Source organism: Staphylococcus sp. Ze2 (assembly GCF_048568365.1).
GTDB lineage: Bacteria > Bacillota > Bacilli > Staphylococcales > Staphylococcaceae > Staphylococcus > Staphylococcus xylosus.
This window is the reverse complement of record NZ_CP183486.1, coordinates 991767-1009486: the sequence shown is the minus strand read 5'-3', so window position 1 is coordinate 1009486 and position 17720 is coordinate 991767. Positions and strand designations below refer to the sequence as shown.

Genomic DNA, 17720 nt, shown 5'->3' with positions numbered 1-17720 from the left:
AGAATTATCAAAGAAATATATGATAGAAACTAACTTTGAAAACTCCTATAACTAAATATAAGTCTTTTTTAAAGCCACGCTCATAACATAAATAAAACCGACTAGCGATGCTAGTCGGTTAAATAGAAAGGAAAGTAAGTAATAAATATTGAAGATGTTTGATTAGTAACTCGTACGAATAGATGTTAACAAAACTATTATGTAATAGCCTACCCCTTTGTCATCTACTCGCTATCCCCTTGTTACTAAATTCATAATAACATAACCTTTCAGAATATGTAAGCGTTTTCTTTAATTTTTTAAAAATTTATTTTCTAAATGTCGTCATTGTCACTTTTATGCTATAATAAATGTAATATGTAATCATTCGGGAGGTGACTTTCTAATGAATAAACGCGAAAGACAAAATAAACTTGTTCTAGCCATTCAAGAGAATAAACAAATTACAGCATCAGAGTTAGCTTCAAATTTAAATGTGTCAAAGCGTACTATTTTAAGAGATATTCAAGATTTAGAAGATCAAGGTGTTAAAATACTAGCAAAACACGGCAAACTTGGCGGTTATCAACTGCAAGAAACGCCAAACAGTTATGAAATTGAGCTAACTGAGAATCAATTATCCGCTTTATTCTTGGTACTCAATGAAAGTCAATCATATACAACACTTCCATACAGAGAAGAAATTAATGCTATTATTAAAAAATGTCTCAACTTGCCCTATACTAAAATGAGAAGAGCACTAAAAAAACTAGATCGTTATATTAAATTCGACAAACAGCAACACACGAATTTACCCCCTATATTTTCTGATGTACTCATTTATAGTACGGAAAGAAATGTAATGGCGATGGAATTTTATAACAACAATCAAGTTGTAACAGAAAATGTCATTTTTATAGGCCTTTTATGTGAAGAAGGATTATGGAAAGCAATTATCTTTGAAATTGGACTCGGTAAAACAAATGAAATTCCGATTATTGATATTCATGATATTTCGTATTCATTTGAAAAAACGATTAAAACGCAAGATATAAATATAAATAATTATCAGCAATTTTTAAATCCAACTGAGTCATAATGTGTCAGTTGGATTTTTTATTTTCTATTTTCACTCCAAAATTAAACTTGCCACTAAGCCAATTGAAACTAAGACAATATAACAACCTCTACTATATGCTACTTAGTAACGCCCATTTATTATAAATATTTAGCTACGATTAAAAACCTAACCAAATTAATATCATAATTTACGAAAGGATGTCTTTTATGTATCACCTAGATTTACACAACTTAGAACAGCGTATAATGAAATTATTAAACTTAATCGAATTATACAAATATGGTATTATGACCGAGCATAGAGACAAATTAAAATTCCAGAAAGAATTACATACTTATATCGAACATGACTACAATGACTTCATTCAAAATAACTTACAACATAATTCCCTTTTTCATTATAACTATTTCAATTTTTTATCCAATCAAATAGCAGATCCAATGGATGAGTTCACAATTGGCAATACGCTTAAACATATTGAAATTATTCAAGGACAATTACTCAAAATACTAAAATCACTCTCCTTCATTTTGTAATAAAATTTCACTTTAAGGTTTTATTGAAAATGAAATTGTAATAGTTTTTCATTTATTGTACAATGAAAACGATTACAGTAATTGAGGAGTGATAACTGATGCACGGCTTTTCCATTTATCTTGGTCAACCCATCGATAAGTCGTATATACGACGCATGGTCGATCTAGGGTACAAGACAATTTTTACTTCAGTTCAAATACCCGAAGAGAATGATGACACTAAATATCGTTATTTGGGAGAACTTTTAGATTTTTTATCAAATGACCAACTGAATTTTATGATTGATATCAATCCTTCATTGCTGGATCATCATTTTTATGAATTTTTAAAGCAATATGACTCTGCGCAATTTATTATTCGAATTGATCATAGTACTTCCATTGAAATTGTAAATGAAATTATAAGTAATGATTTCCAATGCTGTTTAAACGCTAGTATTATTTCAGATCAGTTACTACAACATTTATATCAAAACCTAAATCATTTTAATTACTTATGCTATTGTCATAACTATTATCCTCGACCTGACACAGGGTTAGAAGCGCAATTTGTTAAATCACAAAATGAATTAATTCTATCGTATAATCCCAAGGCTAATATTTATGGATTTATTGTAGGAACAACACTTCGTGGCCCGCTTTTCAAAGGCTTACCAACAATAGAAACCGCAAGATATATGCATACAATTGAGAGCGCACAATTACTTCAAGACTTAAATACACAACATATTATGATTGGTGATCCGTATTTAAACCGTCACAATGCGCACCAACTTATTTCATTTTTAGAAAAAAGACATTTTAACTTATCCATAACATTACTTGATAAACAGGCGGAAGATATTTTACTAAAATCTCACACAGTGCGCCCTGACAATCCCGGCACTTTAATTAGATCTCAAGAAGCACGCCATTATTGTAAAGCTGATATACAACCATTATTAGTAACTGAAAGGACACTCGGCGCAATAACTTTAGACAATAAACTTAATGGACGTTATCAAGGTGAATTACAAATCATTAATAAAGTATTACCACCGCATAAAAATGTAAATGTTGTAGCGCAAATTGACACCGAGGACATACCAATCATCAACTGTATGCGACCTAATGATTCATTTGAATTCACAATAAATGCTAAGGAGTTGAAATCATGAATAAATCAATAACTGAATCAAGAAATGAAGCAACAATGCATTTAGATGAAATGACTATTCAACAAGCTTTAGAAACAATGAATGCAGAAGATCAAAAAGTCCCCGAACAAATAAAAGTCATCTTACCTGAATTAACGAAAGTAATTGAAATTACCACACATCAGTTTAAGCAAGGTGGCCGTATTATCTATATGGGTGCAGGTACAAGTGGTCGATTAGGCGTACTCGATGCCGCCGAATGCGTACCGACATTTAATACGAGTACAAATGAGGTCATTGGCTTAATCGCTGGTGGACAACGCGCGATGACTGTCGCTGTTGAAGGTGCTGAAGATGATGAAATACTTGCGCATGAAGATTTAAAACACATCCACCTTTGTGAAAAAGATGTTGTTATTGGTATAGCTGCAAGCGGTAGTACCCCTTACGTCAAAGGAGGATTAAAATTCGCAAACAAAGTTGGTGCATATACCGTAGCAATTTCCTGTAATGTAGATACTCAAATTAGCAAATTAGCCCAATTCCCTATTGAAGTTAATGTTGGGCCAGAAGTATTAACTGGTTCTACTAGATTAAAATCAGGAACTGCTCAAAAATTAATACTGAATATGATATCTACTATCACAATGGTTGGTGTTGGTAAAGTATATGACAACCTTATGGTCGATGTTAAAGCAACAAATCAAAAGTTAATTGATCGCTCTATCCGTATAATTCAAGATATTTGTGATACTTCATACGAACAATCTCAAATATTATATGAAGAAGCAGAGCAAAATTTAAAAGTTGCTGTTGTTATGCACTTATGCAATATATCCAAAGAGGAAGCTTTAAGACGTTTACAGGAAAACGACAATATTATCAAACAAGCCATTAAAGACTAAATATTTTTAACTATAATTTTCATTTTTTTATACATTTCATAAATCTTCAATGACATAAAAGGAGGTCATTTTATGACAAAAGAGCAAATACTTGCTGAAAGTATCATAGATGCTGTTGGTGGAATTGATAATATGGATAACGTTATTAATTGTATGACTCGAGTTAGAATAAAAGTACTCGATGAAGATAAAATTGACTATGAGAAACTAAAAGCAATTAAAGGCGTGATGGGTGTCGTAAAAGACGATCGCGTACAGGTCGTTGTTGGACCAGGAACAGTCAATAAAGTTGCTACTCATATGTCTGACTTAAGCGGTGTACGCTTAGGTGAAACTATCCCCCATAACACTAAAAATTACCGCGAAGATGCTGAAGCGAAAGCTAAAGAAAATAAAACTTCTATTCAAAGTAAGCAACATCGCGGTAAATTTAATAAATTACTAAAAACAATTGCTAATATCTTTATACCTCTTATCCCCGCATTTATTGGGGCAGGTTTAATTGGTGGTATCGCAGCTGTATTAAGTAACCTTTTAGCAGCTGGTCAAATTTCCGGCGAGTGGGTAACACAACTGGTCACAGTCTTCAATGTCATTAAAGATGGTATGCTCGCATATTTGGCAATCTTTACTGGTATCAATGCAGCTAAAGAATTTGGCGCTACACCAGGTTTAGGTGGTGTTATTGGTGGTACAACATTATTAACGGGTTTAACTGATGAAAATATGATTACCAACATTTTTACAGGCGAACCGCTACAAGCTGGTCAAGGTGGTATAATTGGCGTAATTTTTGCAGTATGGCTTCTTAGTATCGTTGAGAAACGATTACATAAAATTGTTCCAAACGCCGTAGATATTATCGTTACGCCTACAATCACTCTGTTTATTATAGGACTTCTAACAATCTTTATTTTTATGCCATTAGCTGGCTTCGTTTCAGATGGACTTGTCTCAGTTATCAATGCAATTATCGACGTTGGTGGTGTCTTTAGTGGGTTTATTATTGGAGCCTTTTTCTTACCATTAGTTATGTTAGGCTTGCATCATATGTTCACACCTATTCACATTGAGATGATCAATCAAACTGGCGCAACTTATTTATTACCAATTGCTGCTATGGCTGGTGCTGGACAGGTCGGAGCTGCTTTAGCATTATGGGTAAGATGTAGTAAAAACACAACACTAAGGGATACACTTAAAGGTGCCCTACCGGTTGGATTTTTAGGGATTGGTGAGCCTCTAATTTATGGTGTTACCTTACCTTTAGGCAAACCATTTATAACGGCTTGTATTGGTGGTGGTATCGGTGGCGCTGTCATTGGAGGCATTGGCCATATTGGTGCAACCGCAATTGGCCCAAGTGGCATATCATTATTGCCATTGATTTCGGACCACATGTACTTAGGCTATATAGCCGGATTACTCGCAGCATATGCCGGTGGTTTCTTATTCACTTATTTCTTCGGCACGACAAAGGCTATGCGAGAAACTGATACTCTAGGTGATTAACTATGACCAACGTACTATATAAAATTGATCGACAATACCCGAAATTAACTAAAAGTGAGAAAAAAATTGCTGATTATATCTTAAATACACCACATAAGATTATCAATATGTCTGTTCAAGATTTATCTGATGAAATAAATACAAGTACTGCGTCTATCGTTAGATTCAGTAAGAAAATGACCGAAAAAGGATTTCAAGAGCTTAAAATAGCCATTTCTCGCTATTTACCCGAAGAAACATTAAACAACAATCACCTTGAATTAATGGATAATGAATCTGTAGATGTATTAAAGTCTAAAATGTTATCACGTGTTACAAACACGATGAACTTCGTGTCAGACCATATTGAAAATGAAAATATAGATATGATATGTGCAAAGATGCAAAGTGCTCGCACGATTTTTCTATTTGGTTACGGGGCTTCACTTGTTATTGTTACAGACCTATTTCAAAAACTATCTAGAATTGGATTAAATGTAAGACTTTTGCAAGAAACTCATTTGTTTATGTCTACACTTGCTACACATGATGAACGTGATTGTATTATATTCGTGACAAATCAAGGTAGTCACAGTGAATTGCAATCCATGGCAAAGGTAGCAACAGATTATCAAATTCCTATCATAACTATTTCAAGTTCGAACGATAATCCTATTGCAAAAATATCAGATTATACACTGATATATGGTCAAACAGATGAAAATGAATTACGTATGGCTGCAACAACCTCTTTATTTGCTCAATTGTTCACAGTCGATATTTTATATTACCGCTACATCGCATTAAATTACGACAAATCATTAGACGCTATTACTCAATCTAAAATGGCTTTAGATAATTATCGAAAGCATTTATCTAATATATATTTTAAACATTAATATAAAAAACCAACCTAACAACTGTTTCTTTAAGTTGAGTAGGTTGGTTTTATCTTTTTATACTAGTTTTTTGAATCAAAAATTTTAGTTCATATCATTTTTAATCGCCAATGAAATAAAGAAGTGAGAGATAAACCAATATTTCATGTGATTTATCAAGCTCACTTCCTATTTATTTGTCATTATTTATTATCTTTCTCACTAACATTATACTAATACCATTTGATTCAATTAGTTTTGTTCATTTTTGAAGAAATCAAAGATATTGTTCGCATTATCTGTGTTATCTATATTTCCTCTAAATTGCTCACTACCAGGCCCATATGCATATGTGTTTACATCTTCACCAGTATGACCATATGTTGTCCAGCCAGTATTAGATTTGTCATTTATTGGTTTTTGTATGGCATCTTGAACTTTTTGCATTTGTTCTTTATATTCATCGGAATCTTTATCTAATTTATTGAGTTTTGTTGCTTCGTCTTTAACTTTATCAATTTGTGATTGCTCAACTTCAAAACCATAACCGTCTTGAATTACTTTTTGTGAATCTTTGCCTTCAGCAATTTCTTTAGTCATATGCATACCTGAGTGTTTCATAGACTGAATTGCCTCTGGATTCCAAACATAATCTTTACCTTTAGCAATAGACAAACCACCAGTTGAATGATCTGCTGTTGCAACGACTAGTGTATCAGGATTTGATTTTGCATAATTTGTAGCAAATTCAAACGTTTTTTCGAAACCATTCATTTCAGACATTACACCCGTTACATCATTTGGGTGACCTGCTTTATCTATAGATGCGCCTTCTACCATTAAGAAGAAACCTTTATCATTTTCTTGTAATTTATTTACTGCTGTATCTGCCATATCTAGCAGTCTTGGATTTTTATCTGGTGCGTCAATTTGTAATGGCATATCATTATCAGCAAACAACCCTAAGATTTTTTTGTTCGTAGACTGTTTCATATCTGTTTTATTGTCGACAACATCATAGCCGTCTTTTTTAAACTTATCTGCTAAATTACCATTTTCTTTACCAAAATATTCTGCCCCGCCACCAAGTAAAACGTCTACTTTATGCTCACCTTTAATTTTATCGTTATAAAATTGTTTAGCAATTTCATCTTTTTTGTCTCGGCTATCAACATGCGCTGCGTATGCTGCTGGCGTTGCATCAGTTAATTCTGCAGTAGAAACTAATCCAGTTGACTTACCATTCTCTTTTGCTTGCTCTAACACAGTTTTCACTTTTTTCTTATTATCATCTAAACCAATAGCCCCGTTGTAAGTTTTATGACCAGAACTAAACGCTGTCGCACCAGCCGCAGAATCAGTTACATTTTCTTTTGGATCGCTCGGATTTGTACGTTGATTACCTACTAGATATTTATCAAAAGCAGTCTTTTCCATTTCTTTTGTTTCTGGATTATCAGCAAAGTAACGATAAGCAGAATTGTACGAAGGACCCATACCATCCCCAACTAAAAATATTACATTCTTTGCATTTTTTGTATTACCCATATATGAAACACCATTTTCTTTTGGCGCATGTCCTCCAGCCGAGGCATAGGTTGACTGCACACTCCCCAACACAGAACCCATAACGATTGCACTTGCCACAGAAACAGTTGCTAATTTGTTAAAAATTTTCATAAAGTAATAACTCCTTTAAATATGTATTATCAATCTACACTTTAAGTGTAGTCTACAAGTTTTGAGTAATTATTTTATTGCAGTAAATTTTATGTAAATTAATTAATAAAGTTATGTGTATAACGGATTAAAAAGTACATTCTGATAATAATTAAAAAATGGTAACGAGACAGAAAGCTAATTCATTTACAAAGGTTTCATCGTCTCATCTTATTAAAATGACTTATTTGATAAAAAAGGTTTACCTAAGCTATTGCTCATGCATAAGAACCACTAACTCATTACATTGAGAAGTGGTTCTTTATAATCATTAAGGCTGGGACAATTAAAATTGTCCCAGCCTCTCACAAAATACTTTAAATATTAAAATAATTTATATAAATATAATTACCCTATTACACTTTAGAGTTGTTGATCTTTACTTAATTTATGGTAGCCCTTCAAGAAGAAGAACATTGTCATAAACAATAGAAATACAATACCGATAACTACAGAAACCACAGTTTCCTTATTAAATAACATACCGATTAATACCATGATAAAGAACGCCATTGTAATGTAGTTTGTAAATGCACCACCTGGCATCTTAAATGGGTGGCCTTCCATTTCTTCAGGATGATTTTTTCTAAATCTTAAATGACTAATTAAAATCATGAACCATGGTACCATCCCTGGTAAAATCGAAGCACTATAAACATATACGAATACACTATCGGCACCTTTGATAAATAACGGTAAGATTACGTTAAGCAAAGCACCAATTAAAATGCCTGTTGCAATGGCAAGTACAGTCCAAACAGGGACACCATTTTTCATAACTTTACCAAAGAATTTAGGTAACATACCTTTTTGAGATAAATTTAATGACATACGGCTAGCACTAAATATACCTGAGTTACAGCCTGACATCGCTGCAGTAAGTACAACAAAGTTGATTAATCCTGCTGCAAAAGTGATACCTACTTTAGCAAATGTAGCTACAAATGGACTACCAATATTGCCTAGTTCATTCCAAGGATAAACTGTAACAATTACAAAAATTGCACCAATATAGAAAATCAATATACGCCAGATAACACCGTTAACCGCGCTCTTGATATTTTTTTGTGGATCTTTTGTTTCACCAGCGGTAATACCAATTAATTCAACACCTTGGTATGATCCGATAACAATTGAAAGTGCAAAGAAAAAGCCAATCCAACCGTTAGGCATAAATCCGCCATGATCCCATAGATTTGATAGACCAATTGCTTCTCCACCATTTCCTAGACCAAAGAAGATAAGACCAAAACCAGCTACTATCATTAAAATAATTGTAACTACTTTAATCATTGCAAACCAGAACTCAAATTCACCAAACGCTTTAACAGATACAAGGTTAGCTCCAGCTAATAAAACTACAACAATAACGCCCGGTATCCATTGTGGTAAGTCAGGGAACCAATAGTTCATATATTCTCCGACTGCAATAACCTCACTCATACCTACAACTACCCATTGAAAAACGTTACTCCAAGCTGTTAGATACCCTGCTACTGGATGTATGTAATCACTCGCAAAGTTAGCAAAAGAACCAGAAGTTGGATGTAAATAAACCATTTCTCCCATTGCTCTCATTACTAAGAATAAAAATATACCTGCTATTAAATATGCAAATATAACAGAAGGACCTGTCCATTTTATAGTACTTGTAGCTCCCATAAATAGTCCTACACCAATCGTTCCACCAAGTGCAATCATACGCATTTGACGTGCACCTAGCCCCCTCTGTAATTCATTATTATCTTTCATCATTCAAACCCCATCTCTTTCAAATATAAGTGGAACTAAATTCACTTATTATGTCGTTATTATACTATAAATTCAAAAAATTTAAACAATTATTTTCGAATAATGTAAGGGCTTACATTACCGTTTATCAATTGTATGCGATTTTACATTGGAAAGTAAAGCTTTTTTTAAAAATTATTTTTCTTGAAAATCAACTATAAAAATTTAAGTGAACATGAATTCATGTAGAATTTGTGAAAAATATCACAAATTCTACATAACATAGTATACTTATAATTAATTACAGAAAGCGGGGATAAAAAATTGAGCGAAAAAAACATTAAATGGGATAAAGTATTTTATGGCAAAGCTTGGATTGATCACGTAGTTGATACTATTAAAACTAAAGACATCTTACAAAGTTTTTATTTTAAGCGCTATTTACTACGAGCTATAATGGCTGGTTTTATTCTAGGTGTTATTACTGTATTTGTCTTACTTATTAAAGCATCCCTAGAAACTCATCTACCTTCTGGCATCATCAATATTATTGCATCTATAGCATTTAGTTTTGCTCTAGTACTCATCTTATTTACTAATTCAGAATTGCTGACAAGTAACTTTATGTATTTTACAGTTGGTTTATATTATCGTGTCATCAACCCTACCAGAGTTTTGAAAATTTTCACATTATGCTTTATCGGTAATGCATTAGGTGGCTTTTTATTTTTCTTATTATTACGTCATTCTGATGTGATGACTACTGACATGTTAATACAATTAGAGCATACTATTGAACATAAGACATTAACTGCTAGTTTTACATCAATATTGATTAAGGGTATCTTCGCTAATTTTTTCATTAATATCTCTTTAGTTATAGCGATGCAAATAGACGATATTTTAGCTAAAATGTTCGTTATGATGTTTGGTGTATCTATATTTGCCTTTATGGGTTATGAGCATGTGGTTTATAACTCTGTACTATTTGGTGGTGGTTTAGTATATCAAAGCAGTGAATTAGCACTTATACCTGCAATTATTAATTTATTAGGTGCAGGCATTGGTAATTATATCGGAGGAGGATTAATAATAGGTTTGTTTTATGCATATTTAAATGATCATCACCAATATGAACGTAATATACCAAGATAACTGCTAATACAATAATTCATCTGTGTTATATGGTATAATTTTCAGTAGATTTATTACAAAGGAGTTATATATGAATAAACACTTAATGAAACGTACGCTTACGATTTCCATTATATTTGGTGTGTTATTTTTCTTTTTAAATTATTTTAGTGGATCTGATAGTTCAGTTGGTCCTTTAATATTAAAAAGTATAATGGTGATTTTTGTTTTTGGTATTTTATATTATACTTTGTTTTCTATTGTAAATTCTCCAGAACGAAAATATAAATTTGGTATAACCATTCCTATTGCATTATTAATTGCGATTATCATAAGCGCTCTCTTTTCAGCAATAAAAGCCGGAATTATTATTGGATTAATCTTAGGTATTATTGCCGGCTACGTATGGGAGTTTCTAGCAAAAAATCAAAATGGTGGTGACAAATCATGAGTGTAATTTTAGGAATCGTAGTAATTATTTTATTAATTGTGAGCTTAATACCAAATTTGAAAGCCTATAAAAAAACAAAAGAAACCGGAGAAAAGAATCCCCGGTTTGCTATCATGATAGGTATAGATGCTATGCTACTTGTCCTAGTATGTGTAACATTAATATTTCAATTTCTATAAAACAGATGGCGCTTGTCTCGTAAAGCGTCATCTGTTTTTAATATATAATTAAAACCTATATTGTAGTACAAAATAATATAAAGCTACAGCACCTAATAAATAAACCATCGAACCAACCATAAATGAACGAAATTGTATATTAAAAGGAATCTTTTTATTAAATATAGGTCCTAAAACTAAATTACCTATAGCTAATACGATAGGACCACCTAGGAAAAATATTAACAAATAAATATTCATAAAACTAACTCCTATCAACTTCAAAACATAACGCTATGATTTCATCAGCAGACAAATCTTTCCCTGTATATGCAATTTGACTAAAGTCTTGTAATTCGGTCATGTCATTAGTATTAACAATAACATCAAGACCAGCAGTAATAGCCGCTGTAGCACCATTTACTGAGTCCTCAATCGCTAGGCAATTTGCTGGATTATAATTTAATCTTTGGACAGCAGTGAGATATGGGTCTGGGTTTGGTTTAATCGCCTCTACATCTTCACGCCCTACAATTACATCTATATATTCATCCAATCCCAAACTGTCAAACGTTGGCTGAATATCTTCACGGTAACTACTTGTGGCAATTGCCATAGGGATATGACGTTTTTTACAATATTGCATAAGCTGATGCATTGCATCAACAATCGGTAATGTAACACTCGTTTCATTGTGTTCTAAATAAACCTTTTCCTTATTATCCTTACCGAGTTGTGCTTCCAAATATCTATGTAATTCCGTTGCAGCGCCTCCAATGGACTGACGATAAAAGTCTAATGATATTTCTTCTGAATTATGTTGAATTAAATGTTTATTAATAATTTCAAACAGATGTTTTTCTGTATCTATAATCGTGCCATCAAAATCAAATACAACTGCTTTGTACATAATTACGCCTCCTATTTAATATGAGATCACATTCGTTTAATGATAGCTTATCATATTTCAGATTTGAATTAACTAATTGTAACCATTTTTATGACATAAGTGAATCGCATTAAAAATGGCCCAATCCATAACATAGCTATGAATTAGACCATTAGGTTATTTTAATTATTTATTTGTCTACTTGACTAAATACAGTTCATAAATTAGCCTAGCTTCTTCTTATTTTTATCGCTTATTCCAATATTTAGCTAATATTGGTCCAGTAATATTGTGAACCAGACTAAATACAGCTCCCGGAACTGCAGCTAATGGACTAAAATGAACGGTGGCTAGTGATACTGCTAGACCTGAATTTTGCATACCTACTTCTATAGAAACAGCTTTTTTATCGGCTCTTTCCAAATGGAATATTTTAGCCAAAGTATATCCAAGTGTGTAACCTACAATATTGTGTAAGATAACAACAGCAAAAATCAATAAGCCTGTTTCAAGTATTTGTGATTTACTTCCACCTACTACCGACGCTAGGATAAGCGATATAGCAACAACTGAAACAATTGGTAAAGCTTTCGCTGACTTAGCGGCAAAGTTTTTAAATAATTTTTGTAAGATAAAACCAATAATAATTGGAATTAAAATTACTTGGATAACCGACCAAAACATACTCATAAACGATACTTCTAACCATTGATTAGCAAATAAATATATTAAGGCTGGCGTTAGAATTGGCGCTAATAGTGTGGACACACTTGTAATTGCAACTGATAAAGCGACATTTGCATTAGCAAGATAGCTCATTACATTACTTGATGTTCCGCCAGGACAACATCCCACTAAAATAACACCTATAGCTACTTCTGGTGGCAGATTAAATAATTTAGCAATTAAAAAAGCTGTTAATGGCATGATTGTATATTGTAAGATAACACCAATTATCACTGAGCGTGGCGCTTGAAATACAATTTTAAAATCTTTAGGGTCTATCGTTAGCCCCATCCCCAGCATTACAATACCTAATAAATAAGGAACCCATCCACTTAGTGTTGCTAATTGAGCAGGAAAAATAAAACCTATAATTGCAGCAACTAACATCCATAATAAGAATGTGTTGGTTGCAAATCTACTTACCTTTGATAACATCTATAAACACTTCCCTTTATGTATTAACAAAGAAGAATGTATCATACTTTAAACTTACAAACAACTTAATTTTCTAAATATTCTAAATATAATATCTGTACGTAACTTCTCTTAAAAATTTTAACTTCGTTCTTAAGACCTAGTGATTCCAATAAAAAAGAGTGGTACAATCTAATAGAAATAATAACTTGTGAAAATTTAAGTGTAATTGAATATTATGATTAATAGAGATAAAACACTTTCCATAGATATTGGGGGTATCATATGTTTTTAGATAAAACTGAAACTTTTGTGTTAAATATTGGTGGATTAAACAATCGTGCCACACGAAAAAATTTAACCAAACTTTGTAAACAAATACAATTTTGTAATTCATTTAAATTTACTATTTTCAAACAAAATAATTTGTATGCTTTAGAGATTAATTTACCAAAGCAGCAATTACCATATATGATTAGTTTCCTTAGTTTTCATAACTATTCCATTTATCAAATACTACAAGGTACAGATACTAATGACCTTCTAGATTTAGATCATTTATTATTATCTTCCAGACGTTTTGAACTAGTTGTAGATGGACTTCGTGACGCATTTATTAAAGACAAGGTCATCGATATTTTGAATTTAATAAATCAAACTGAGTACATTACATATACTTTTAATCGCAATAAGATAAACGTATCTACGTCACCCTCAGTCTTTGCAAAACTCATATATATAATGGCTACGCATAATATCGATATCCTTGGCGCTGTATACCAACCTCGTTGGATGAATAAAGCTAGAATTTCGTAATATAAACAGCCTGCTTATAAAAATCACCAATATACAATAAATAATAAAAAAGAGGAACCAAGACATTTGTGTTTTGGTTCCTCTTAATCTTATAGGTAATTGTTTCCTAAAACGAAATTATTAACTAGTTCTTATACAAGTCTTTCATCCTTGCGTCATTCATCATATAAAACTAATATATTATTTTATTACATCATCATTATTCACTAAATTTTCAAATGCTTCTCTTACTTGAGGCACTGACATACCTACAACTACTTGGACATTTTTACCACTTTTTACTAATCCATGTGCCATTTGATTATGTGTAAAGTAAGCACTATCTTCGACCTTCTCAACATCTTTCACTGTAAGTCTTAAGCGTGTTGTGCAATTTGTTACATCCTTAATATTTTCCTTACCACCTAAACCTTCTAAATAATAAATCGCCTTATCTTCATAATCATTTCCTGTTGATACTCTATTATTATCTTCGTTCTTTTTACCTTTATAATCATTTTTGTTATATAATTTCATATCTTCTTCATCTTTTTTACGACCAGGAAGTGGAATATCAAATTTCAGAATTAAAAATCTAAATAAGAAATAATAAATTGCTGTAAATCCTAAGCCTATGATGATTTGTATCACATATGTTAACCAATGATTTTGTGCTAACGGTATCCAGTTTGTTGCAAAGAAGTCTAATAGTCCCCCTCCAAAGTTACCTACTAAACCAAATCCATACATCATTGTATCCATTGTTGCAGCTAATAAAGCATGCAATACAAATAAATATGGCGCTATGAATAAGAACGTAAATTCTAATGGTTCTGTTATACCGACTACTACTGCAGTTAAAGTTGCTGGAATAAGTAATGCTGCAATTTTCTTTTTATTTTCTTTAGGTGTAGTTGAATACATAGCCAGAGCAATACCTATAGCACCGAATACTTTACCGTTGCCTTGTAACATAAATCCATATGGAAATTGTTCTTTTAATGGTTCTGTACTTTTAGCAAATTCATTAACGTGTTCAAACCATTCTGCTTTTAAGCCATGATTAACTACAACAGGACCAACTTCAATTGGCGCATAGATAAAATGGTGTAATCCTGTTGGAATTAGTACTCGTTCTAAGAAGTGATACAACCAAACACCTATATAGCCTGATCCAATAATAAATCCTTGTAATGAAGTAATACCACCTTGAACAGTCGGCCAAATAACACACGTAAGTAATGCTATTGGTAACATAACAAAGAATGATATCGTCACCACAAATGTTAGGCCTTGGAAAACCCCTAACATCTCTGGTAATCGTTTACTGTAGTATCGATTATGTATCCAAGTTATGATACTTGAAATGATAATACCACCAAGTATATTCGTATCTAGCGTTTCAATCCCAGCAATCGCTTTAAGTCCTGTTACATTTTCAACGCCTTTTTCCAAATTCGCTCCAAATGTATGCGGCCATTGCGTAAGTATTGCATTTATAAAAGTATTGAACATGAGGTAGCCCATCAATGCTGCTAAAGCTGCATGTCCAGGAGCCTTTTTAGCCAAAGATAGTGGCAGACCAACCACAAACACAACTTCCATATGATTAAAAATTGTCCAACCGCCAGCTTCGATTACTGACCAAATTTTAAACCAAGTTGTTCCATCATTAGCAATGCTTCCCATGATTGACGGATTTTTAAATAAAGTCGCAAATCCTAAAACAATACCGAAAAATGCAAACATTAATACAGGAACAATCATTGCACTTCCAAATCTCTTAATTGCATTCATAGCCGTATAACCCCCTATTTATATATATAAGATTTATTTATACATCATTCATAATAAATCGATAAATATAATTCATTGAATATGTGTTGTATGTGATTAATTCAATATTAAAGGAAACGCTTACATTCAAACAATAGTTTGACGCCATTCGGAACAATTTTGTATAATCAGATTATATTTTCAAAACATGAAAATATTTTCATGAAGTGTGAGGTGATAAAATTGTTTTTAGATGAACGTGTTAACAATAACTTTAATAAACTAAATGAAAACGACTTATATATTGCACATTTTATTAATACACATATCCTACAATGTAAAACGATGAAAATACAAGAATTAGCCGAACACACCCACGCGTCTAACGCCACCATTCATCGTTTCACTCGCAAGTTAGGCTTTGATGGTTATAGTGATTTCAAATCTTATTTAAAATTTGAAACTGAACAAGCACATCAATTACCTTCAGATTCAATCGAAGGCTTTAAACAAGAAATTGAAAATACTTTTACTTATTTAGAAAGAATCGACTATAATCTTATTACAGATAAAATTTATCAAGCAGAAACGATTTATTTATATGGAACAGGATTAGCTCAAATGAATGTTGCTCAAGAAGCACAGCGTATCTTACTAACGATACATAAAAGTATTATAGTACTTCATGACGTACACGAATTTAAAATGGTTTTGAATAAAACAACACCAAAAGACATCTTTTTTATCATTTCCCTTTCTGGTGAATCAGAGCAATTGACAGATATCAGCAATTTATTACAGTTGCGTCAAAAATATTTTTTCTCTGTAACCACTTTAAAAGATAATACCCTTGCTCAAAAAGCGAGTTATAATATTTATGTATCTAGTAATACATTTTACTTAGCAGATGGTATAGATTATTCAAGTTTTATTAGTTACCATATTTTCTTCGAAACCTTATTACGAAAATATAATGAACGTAAAGTAATAGGTGAATTGCACTAAAATAAATTTCTAATTATTGTCTTATGCGACATGTTTAAATAACGATTTTGAAGTTTAAGAATTATGTTAAATTTATTAATTACAAAAATGCTCCCTCTAAAGCCTTTACACATTTAGTGTTTACTTTAAAGGGAGCATGATTATTTTAAGTGCCGACCGAGCAAACCATATAAAGTATTAACTTTGATACGGGACGAAGCTTATTCATACTCAAACAATGATATCAGCGTTGGAATAGTATAACAAAACCATATATAACAATATGATTGTTATATTAGCGAACTATTTTATAAATCCGCTTCAAACTCTTCAAGCGTTAATTGTAGTTTGTCGAATAACATTTCAAATCCATGTGCCGTCGAATCATGATATTCTTTCTTCTTCTGTTTATATTCTAAAGATGTTAATCTTCTTTCTCTTGGTACAAAAGCATTATAATTGAAAATCATTTGCGTAATGCCTGGCTCTCTCTCGAATATTTCAACTTCTATCGTATCTTCTGAATCACTTAATTCGGGCATACCAATTGTCATGACGATATATTCATAAGGTGTTAATGAAGCGAATGTACCTTGCACTATATTCTCCTTACCCTTACGAACATCAACAATTTTATACTTTCCATTTTGTTCAGCAGTTACTTCAATAGTTTTATTTGTTCTTTCAGTTGTCATAAACCATTGTTTAAGAAAACGTTGGTCTGTCCAAGCTTGGTATAATAATTCAGGTTCTACCTTAAATAATCTTTCAAGACGAATTTCAACATTTTCATTTTCTACATTGTATTTACCCACGATCGATTGTTCACCTACTTTCACTCTTATTACTATTCTAACGCATTACACTATACTTCTAAACAATTATAAAGTAAATATAGTGATGTTCTTTCATATTTATAAAGCTTTAACAACCTTAT

Annotated in this window: 18 protein-coding genes; 11 read left to right on the top strand and 7 right to left on the bottom strand. The window is 32.0% G+C overall.

Features of this window, described 5'->3' with window-relative positions:
* Window positions 1–385 precede the first annotated feature (385 nt).
* From ACM591_RS04320 to ACM591_RS04295, 6 genes are all read left to right on the top strand, one after another.
* Window positions 386–1078 (top strand): helix-turn-helix transcriptional regulator, encoded by a 693-nt coding sequence (locus ACM591_RS04320; RefSeq protein WP_029378458.1) that lies wholly within the window; start codon window positions 386–388, stop codon window positions 1076–1078.
* 188 nt (window positions 1079–1266) lie between these two features.
* Window positions 1267–1596 carry a hypothetical protein gene (locus ACM591_RS04315; protein ID WP_038679009.1) on the top strand — a complete coding sequence of 110 codons (330 nt, stop codon included), beginning with the start codon at window positions 1267–1269 and terminating at the stop codon, window positions 1594–1596.
* A gap of 98 nt (window positions 1597–1694) precedes the next feature.
* Window positions 1695–2753 (top strand): MupG family TIM beta-alpha barrel fold protein, encoded by a 1059-nt coding sequence (locus tag ACM591_RS04310; RefSeq protein WP_029378456.1) that lies wholly within the window; start codon window positions 1695–1697, stop codon window positions 2751–2753.
* Window positions 2750–3637 (top strand): N-acetylmuramic acid 6-phosphate etherase, encoded by an 888-nt coding sequence (murQ, locus tag ACM591_RS04305; RefSeq protein ID WP_029378455.1) that lies wholly within the window; start codon window positions 2750–2752, stop codon window positions 3635–3637. Before ACM591_RS04310 ends, murQ begins: the two co-directional genes overlap by 4 nt.
* A gap of 72 nt (window positions 3638–3709) precedes the next feature.
* A complete protein-coding gene (locus tag ACM591_RS04300) occupies window positions 3710–5149 on the top strand; it encodes a PTS transporter subunit EIIC (RefSeq protein WP_029378454.1) in 1440 nt (479 codons plus the stop codon).
* Window positions 5150–5151: 2 nt separating this feature from the next.
* Window positions 5152–6027 (top strand): MurR/RpiR family transcriptional regulator, encoded by an 876-nt coding sequence (locus ACM591_RS04295; RefSeq protein ID WP_029378453.1) that lies wholly within the window; start codon window positions 5152–5154, stop codon window positions 6025–6027.
* A gap of 231 nt (window positions 6028–6258) precedes the next feature.
* On the opposite strand, the gene ACM591_RS04290 is transcribed toward ACM591_RS04295, so the two are convergent.
* Together ACM591_RS04290 and ACM591_RS04285 are read right to left on the bottom strand one after the other, a co-directional pair.
* Window positions 6259–7686: an alkaline phosphatase gene (locus ACM591_RS04290; RefSeq protein WP_135059298.1), complete on the bottom strand. Its 1428-nt coding sequence runs from the start codon at window positions 7684–7686 to the stop codon at window positions 6259–6261.
* A 402-nt stretch (window positions 7687–8088) separates the two neighbouring features.
* Window positions 8089–9477 (bottom strand): amino acid permease, encoded by a 1389-nt coding sequence (locus ACM591_RS04285; protein ID WP_029378451.1) that lies wholly within the window; start codon window positions 9475–9477, stop codon window positions 8089–8091.
* A 303-nt stretch (window positions 9478–9780) separates the two neighbouring features.
* Here ACM591_RS04285 and ACM591_RS04280 point away from each other — a divergent pair, with 303 nt between their 5' ends.
* The 3 genes from ACM591_RS04280 (at window position 9781) to ACM591_RS04270 (ending at window position 11220) form a co-directional block, all read left to right on the top strand.
* Entirely contained in the window at window positions 9781–10611 is an 831-nt protein-coding gene (locus ACM591_RS04280; RefSeq protein WP_029378450.1) for a formate/nitrite transporter family protein, read from the top strand.
* Between the two features lie 70 nt (window positions 10612–10681).
* Window positions 10682–11041, top strand: a complete 360-nt coding sequence (locus ACM591_RS04275; RefSeq protein WP_029378449.1) for a hypothetical protein — start codon at window positions 10682–10684, stop codon at window positions 11039–11041.
* The gene (locus tag ACM591_RS04270) at window positions 11038–11220 is read left to right on the top strand and encodes a hypothetical protein (protein WP_029378448.1); all 183 of its coding nucleotides are present in this window, start codon (window positions 11038–11040) and stop codon (window positions 11218–11220) included. Before ACM591_RS04275 ends, ACM591_RS04270 begins: the two co-directional genes overlap by 4 nt.
* A 48-nt stretch (window positions 11221–11268) precedes the next feature.
* Here the strand turns inward: ACM591_RS04270 and ACM591_RS04265 are convergent, their stop codons facing one another.
* The 3 genes from ACM591_RS04265 to ACM591_RS04255 form a co-directional block, all read right to left on the bottom strand.
* The gene (locus tag ACM591_RS04265; RefSeq protein ID WP_029378447.1) at window positions 11269–11460 is read right to left on the bottom strand and encodes a hypothetical protein; all 192 of its coding nucleotides are present in this window, start codon (window positions 11458–11460) and stop codon (window positions 11269–11271) included.
* A 4-nt stretch (window positions 11461–11464) separates the two neighbouring features.
* A complete protein-coding gene (locus ACM591_RS04260; RefSeq protein ID WP_232164534.1) occupies window positions 11465–12109 on the bottom strand; it encodes an HAD family hydrolase in 645 nt (214 codons plus the stop codon).
* A gap of 225 nt (window positions 12110–12334) precedes the next feature.
* Complete coding sequence (locus ACM591_RS04255; protein WP_418354438.1) at window positions 12335–13249, bottom strand: bile acid:sodium symporter family protein; 915 nt, start codon at window positions 13247–13249, stop codon at window positions 12335–12337.
* Window positions 13250–13513: 264 nt separating this feature from the next.
* Here ACM591_RS04255 and ACM591_RS04250 point away from each other — a divergent pair, with 264 nt between their 5' ends.
* Complete coding sequence (locus ACM591_RS04250; RefSeq protein ID WP_029378444.1) at window positions 13514–14044, top strand: hypothetical protein; 531 nt, start codon at window positions 13514–13516, stop codon at window positions 14042–14044.
* Window positions 14045–14224: 180 nt separating this feature from the next.
* Here ACM591_RS04250 and ACM591_RS04245 read toward each other — a convergent pair whose 3' ends face one another.
* The gene (locus tag ACM591_RS04245) at window positions 14225–15820 is read right to left on the bottom strand and encodes an alpha-glucoside-specific PTS transporter subunit IIBC (protein WP_029378443.1); all 1596 of its coding nucleotides are present in this window, start codon (window positions 15818–15820) and stop codon (window positions 14225–14227) included.
* A 222-nt stretch (window positions 15821–16042) separates the two neighbouring features.
* Between ACM591_RS04245 and ACM591_RS04240 the strand changes: the two genes are divergently transcribed.
* Window positions 16043–16804, top strand: coding sequence for a MurR/RpiR family transcriptional regulator (locus ACM591_RS04240; protein WP_418354437.1), 762 nt, complete (start codon window positions 16043–16045; stop codon window positions 16802–16804).
* 287 nt (window positions 16805–17091) lie between these two features.
* On the opposite strand, the gene ACM591_RS04235 is transcribed toward ACM591_RS04240, so the two are convergent.
* Complete coding sequence (locus ACM591_RS04235; protein WP_029378441.1) at window positions 17092–17598, bottom strand: SRPBCC family protein; 507 nt, start codon at window positions 17596–17598, stop codon at window positions 17092–17094.
* Window positions 17599–17720 lie beyond the last annotated feature (122 nt).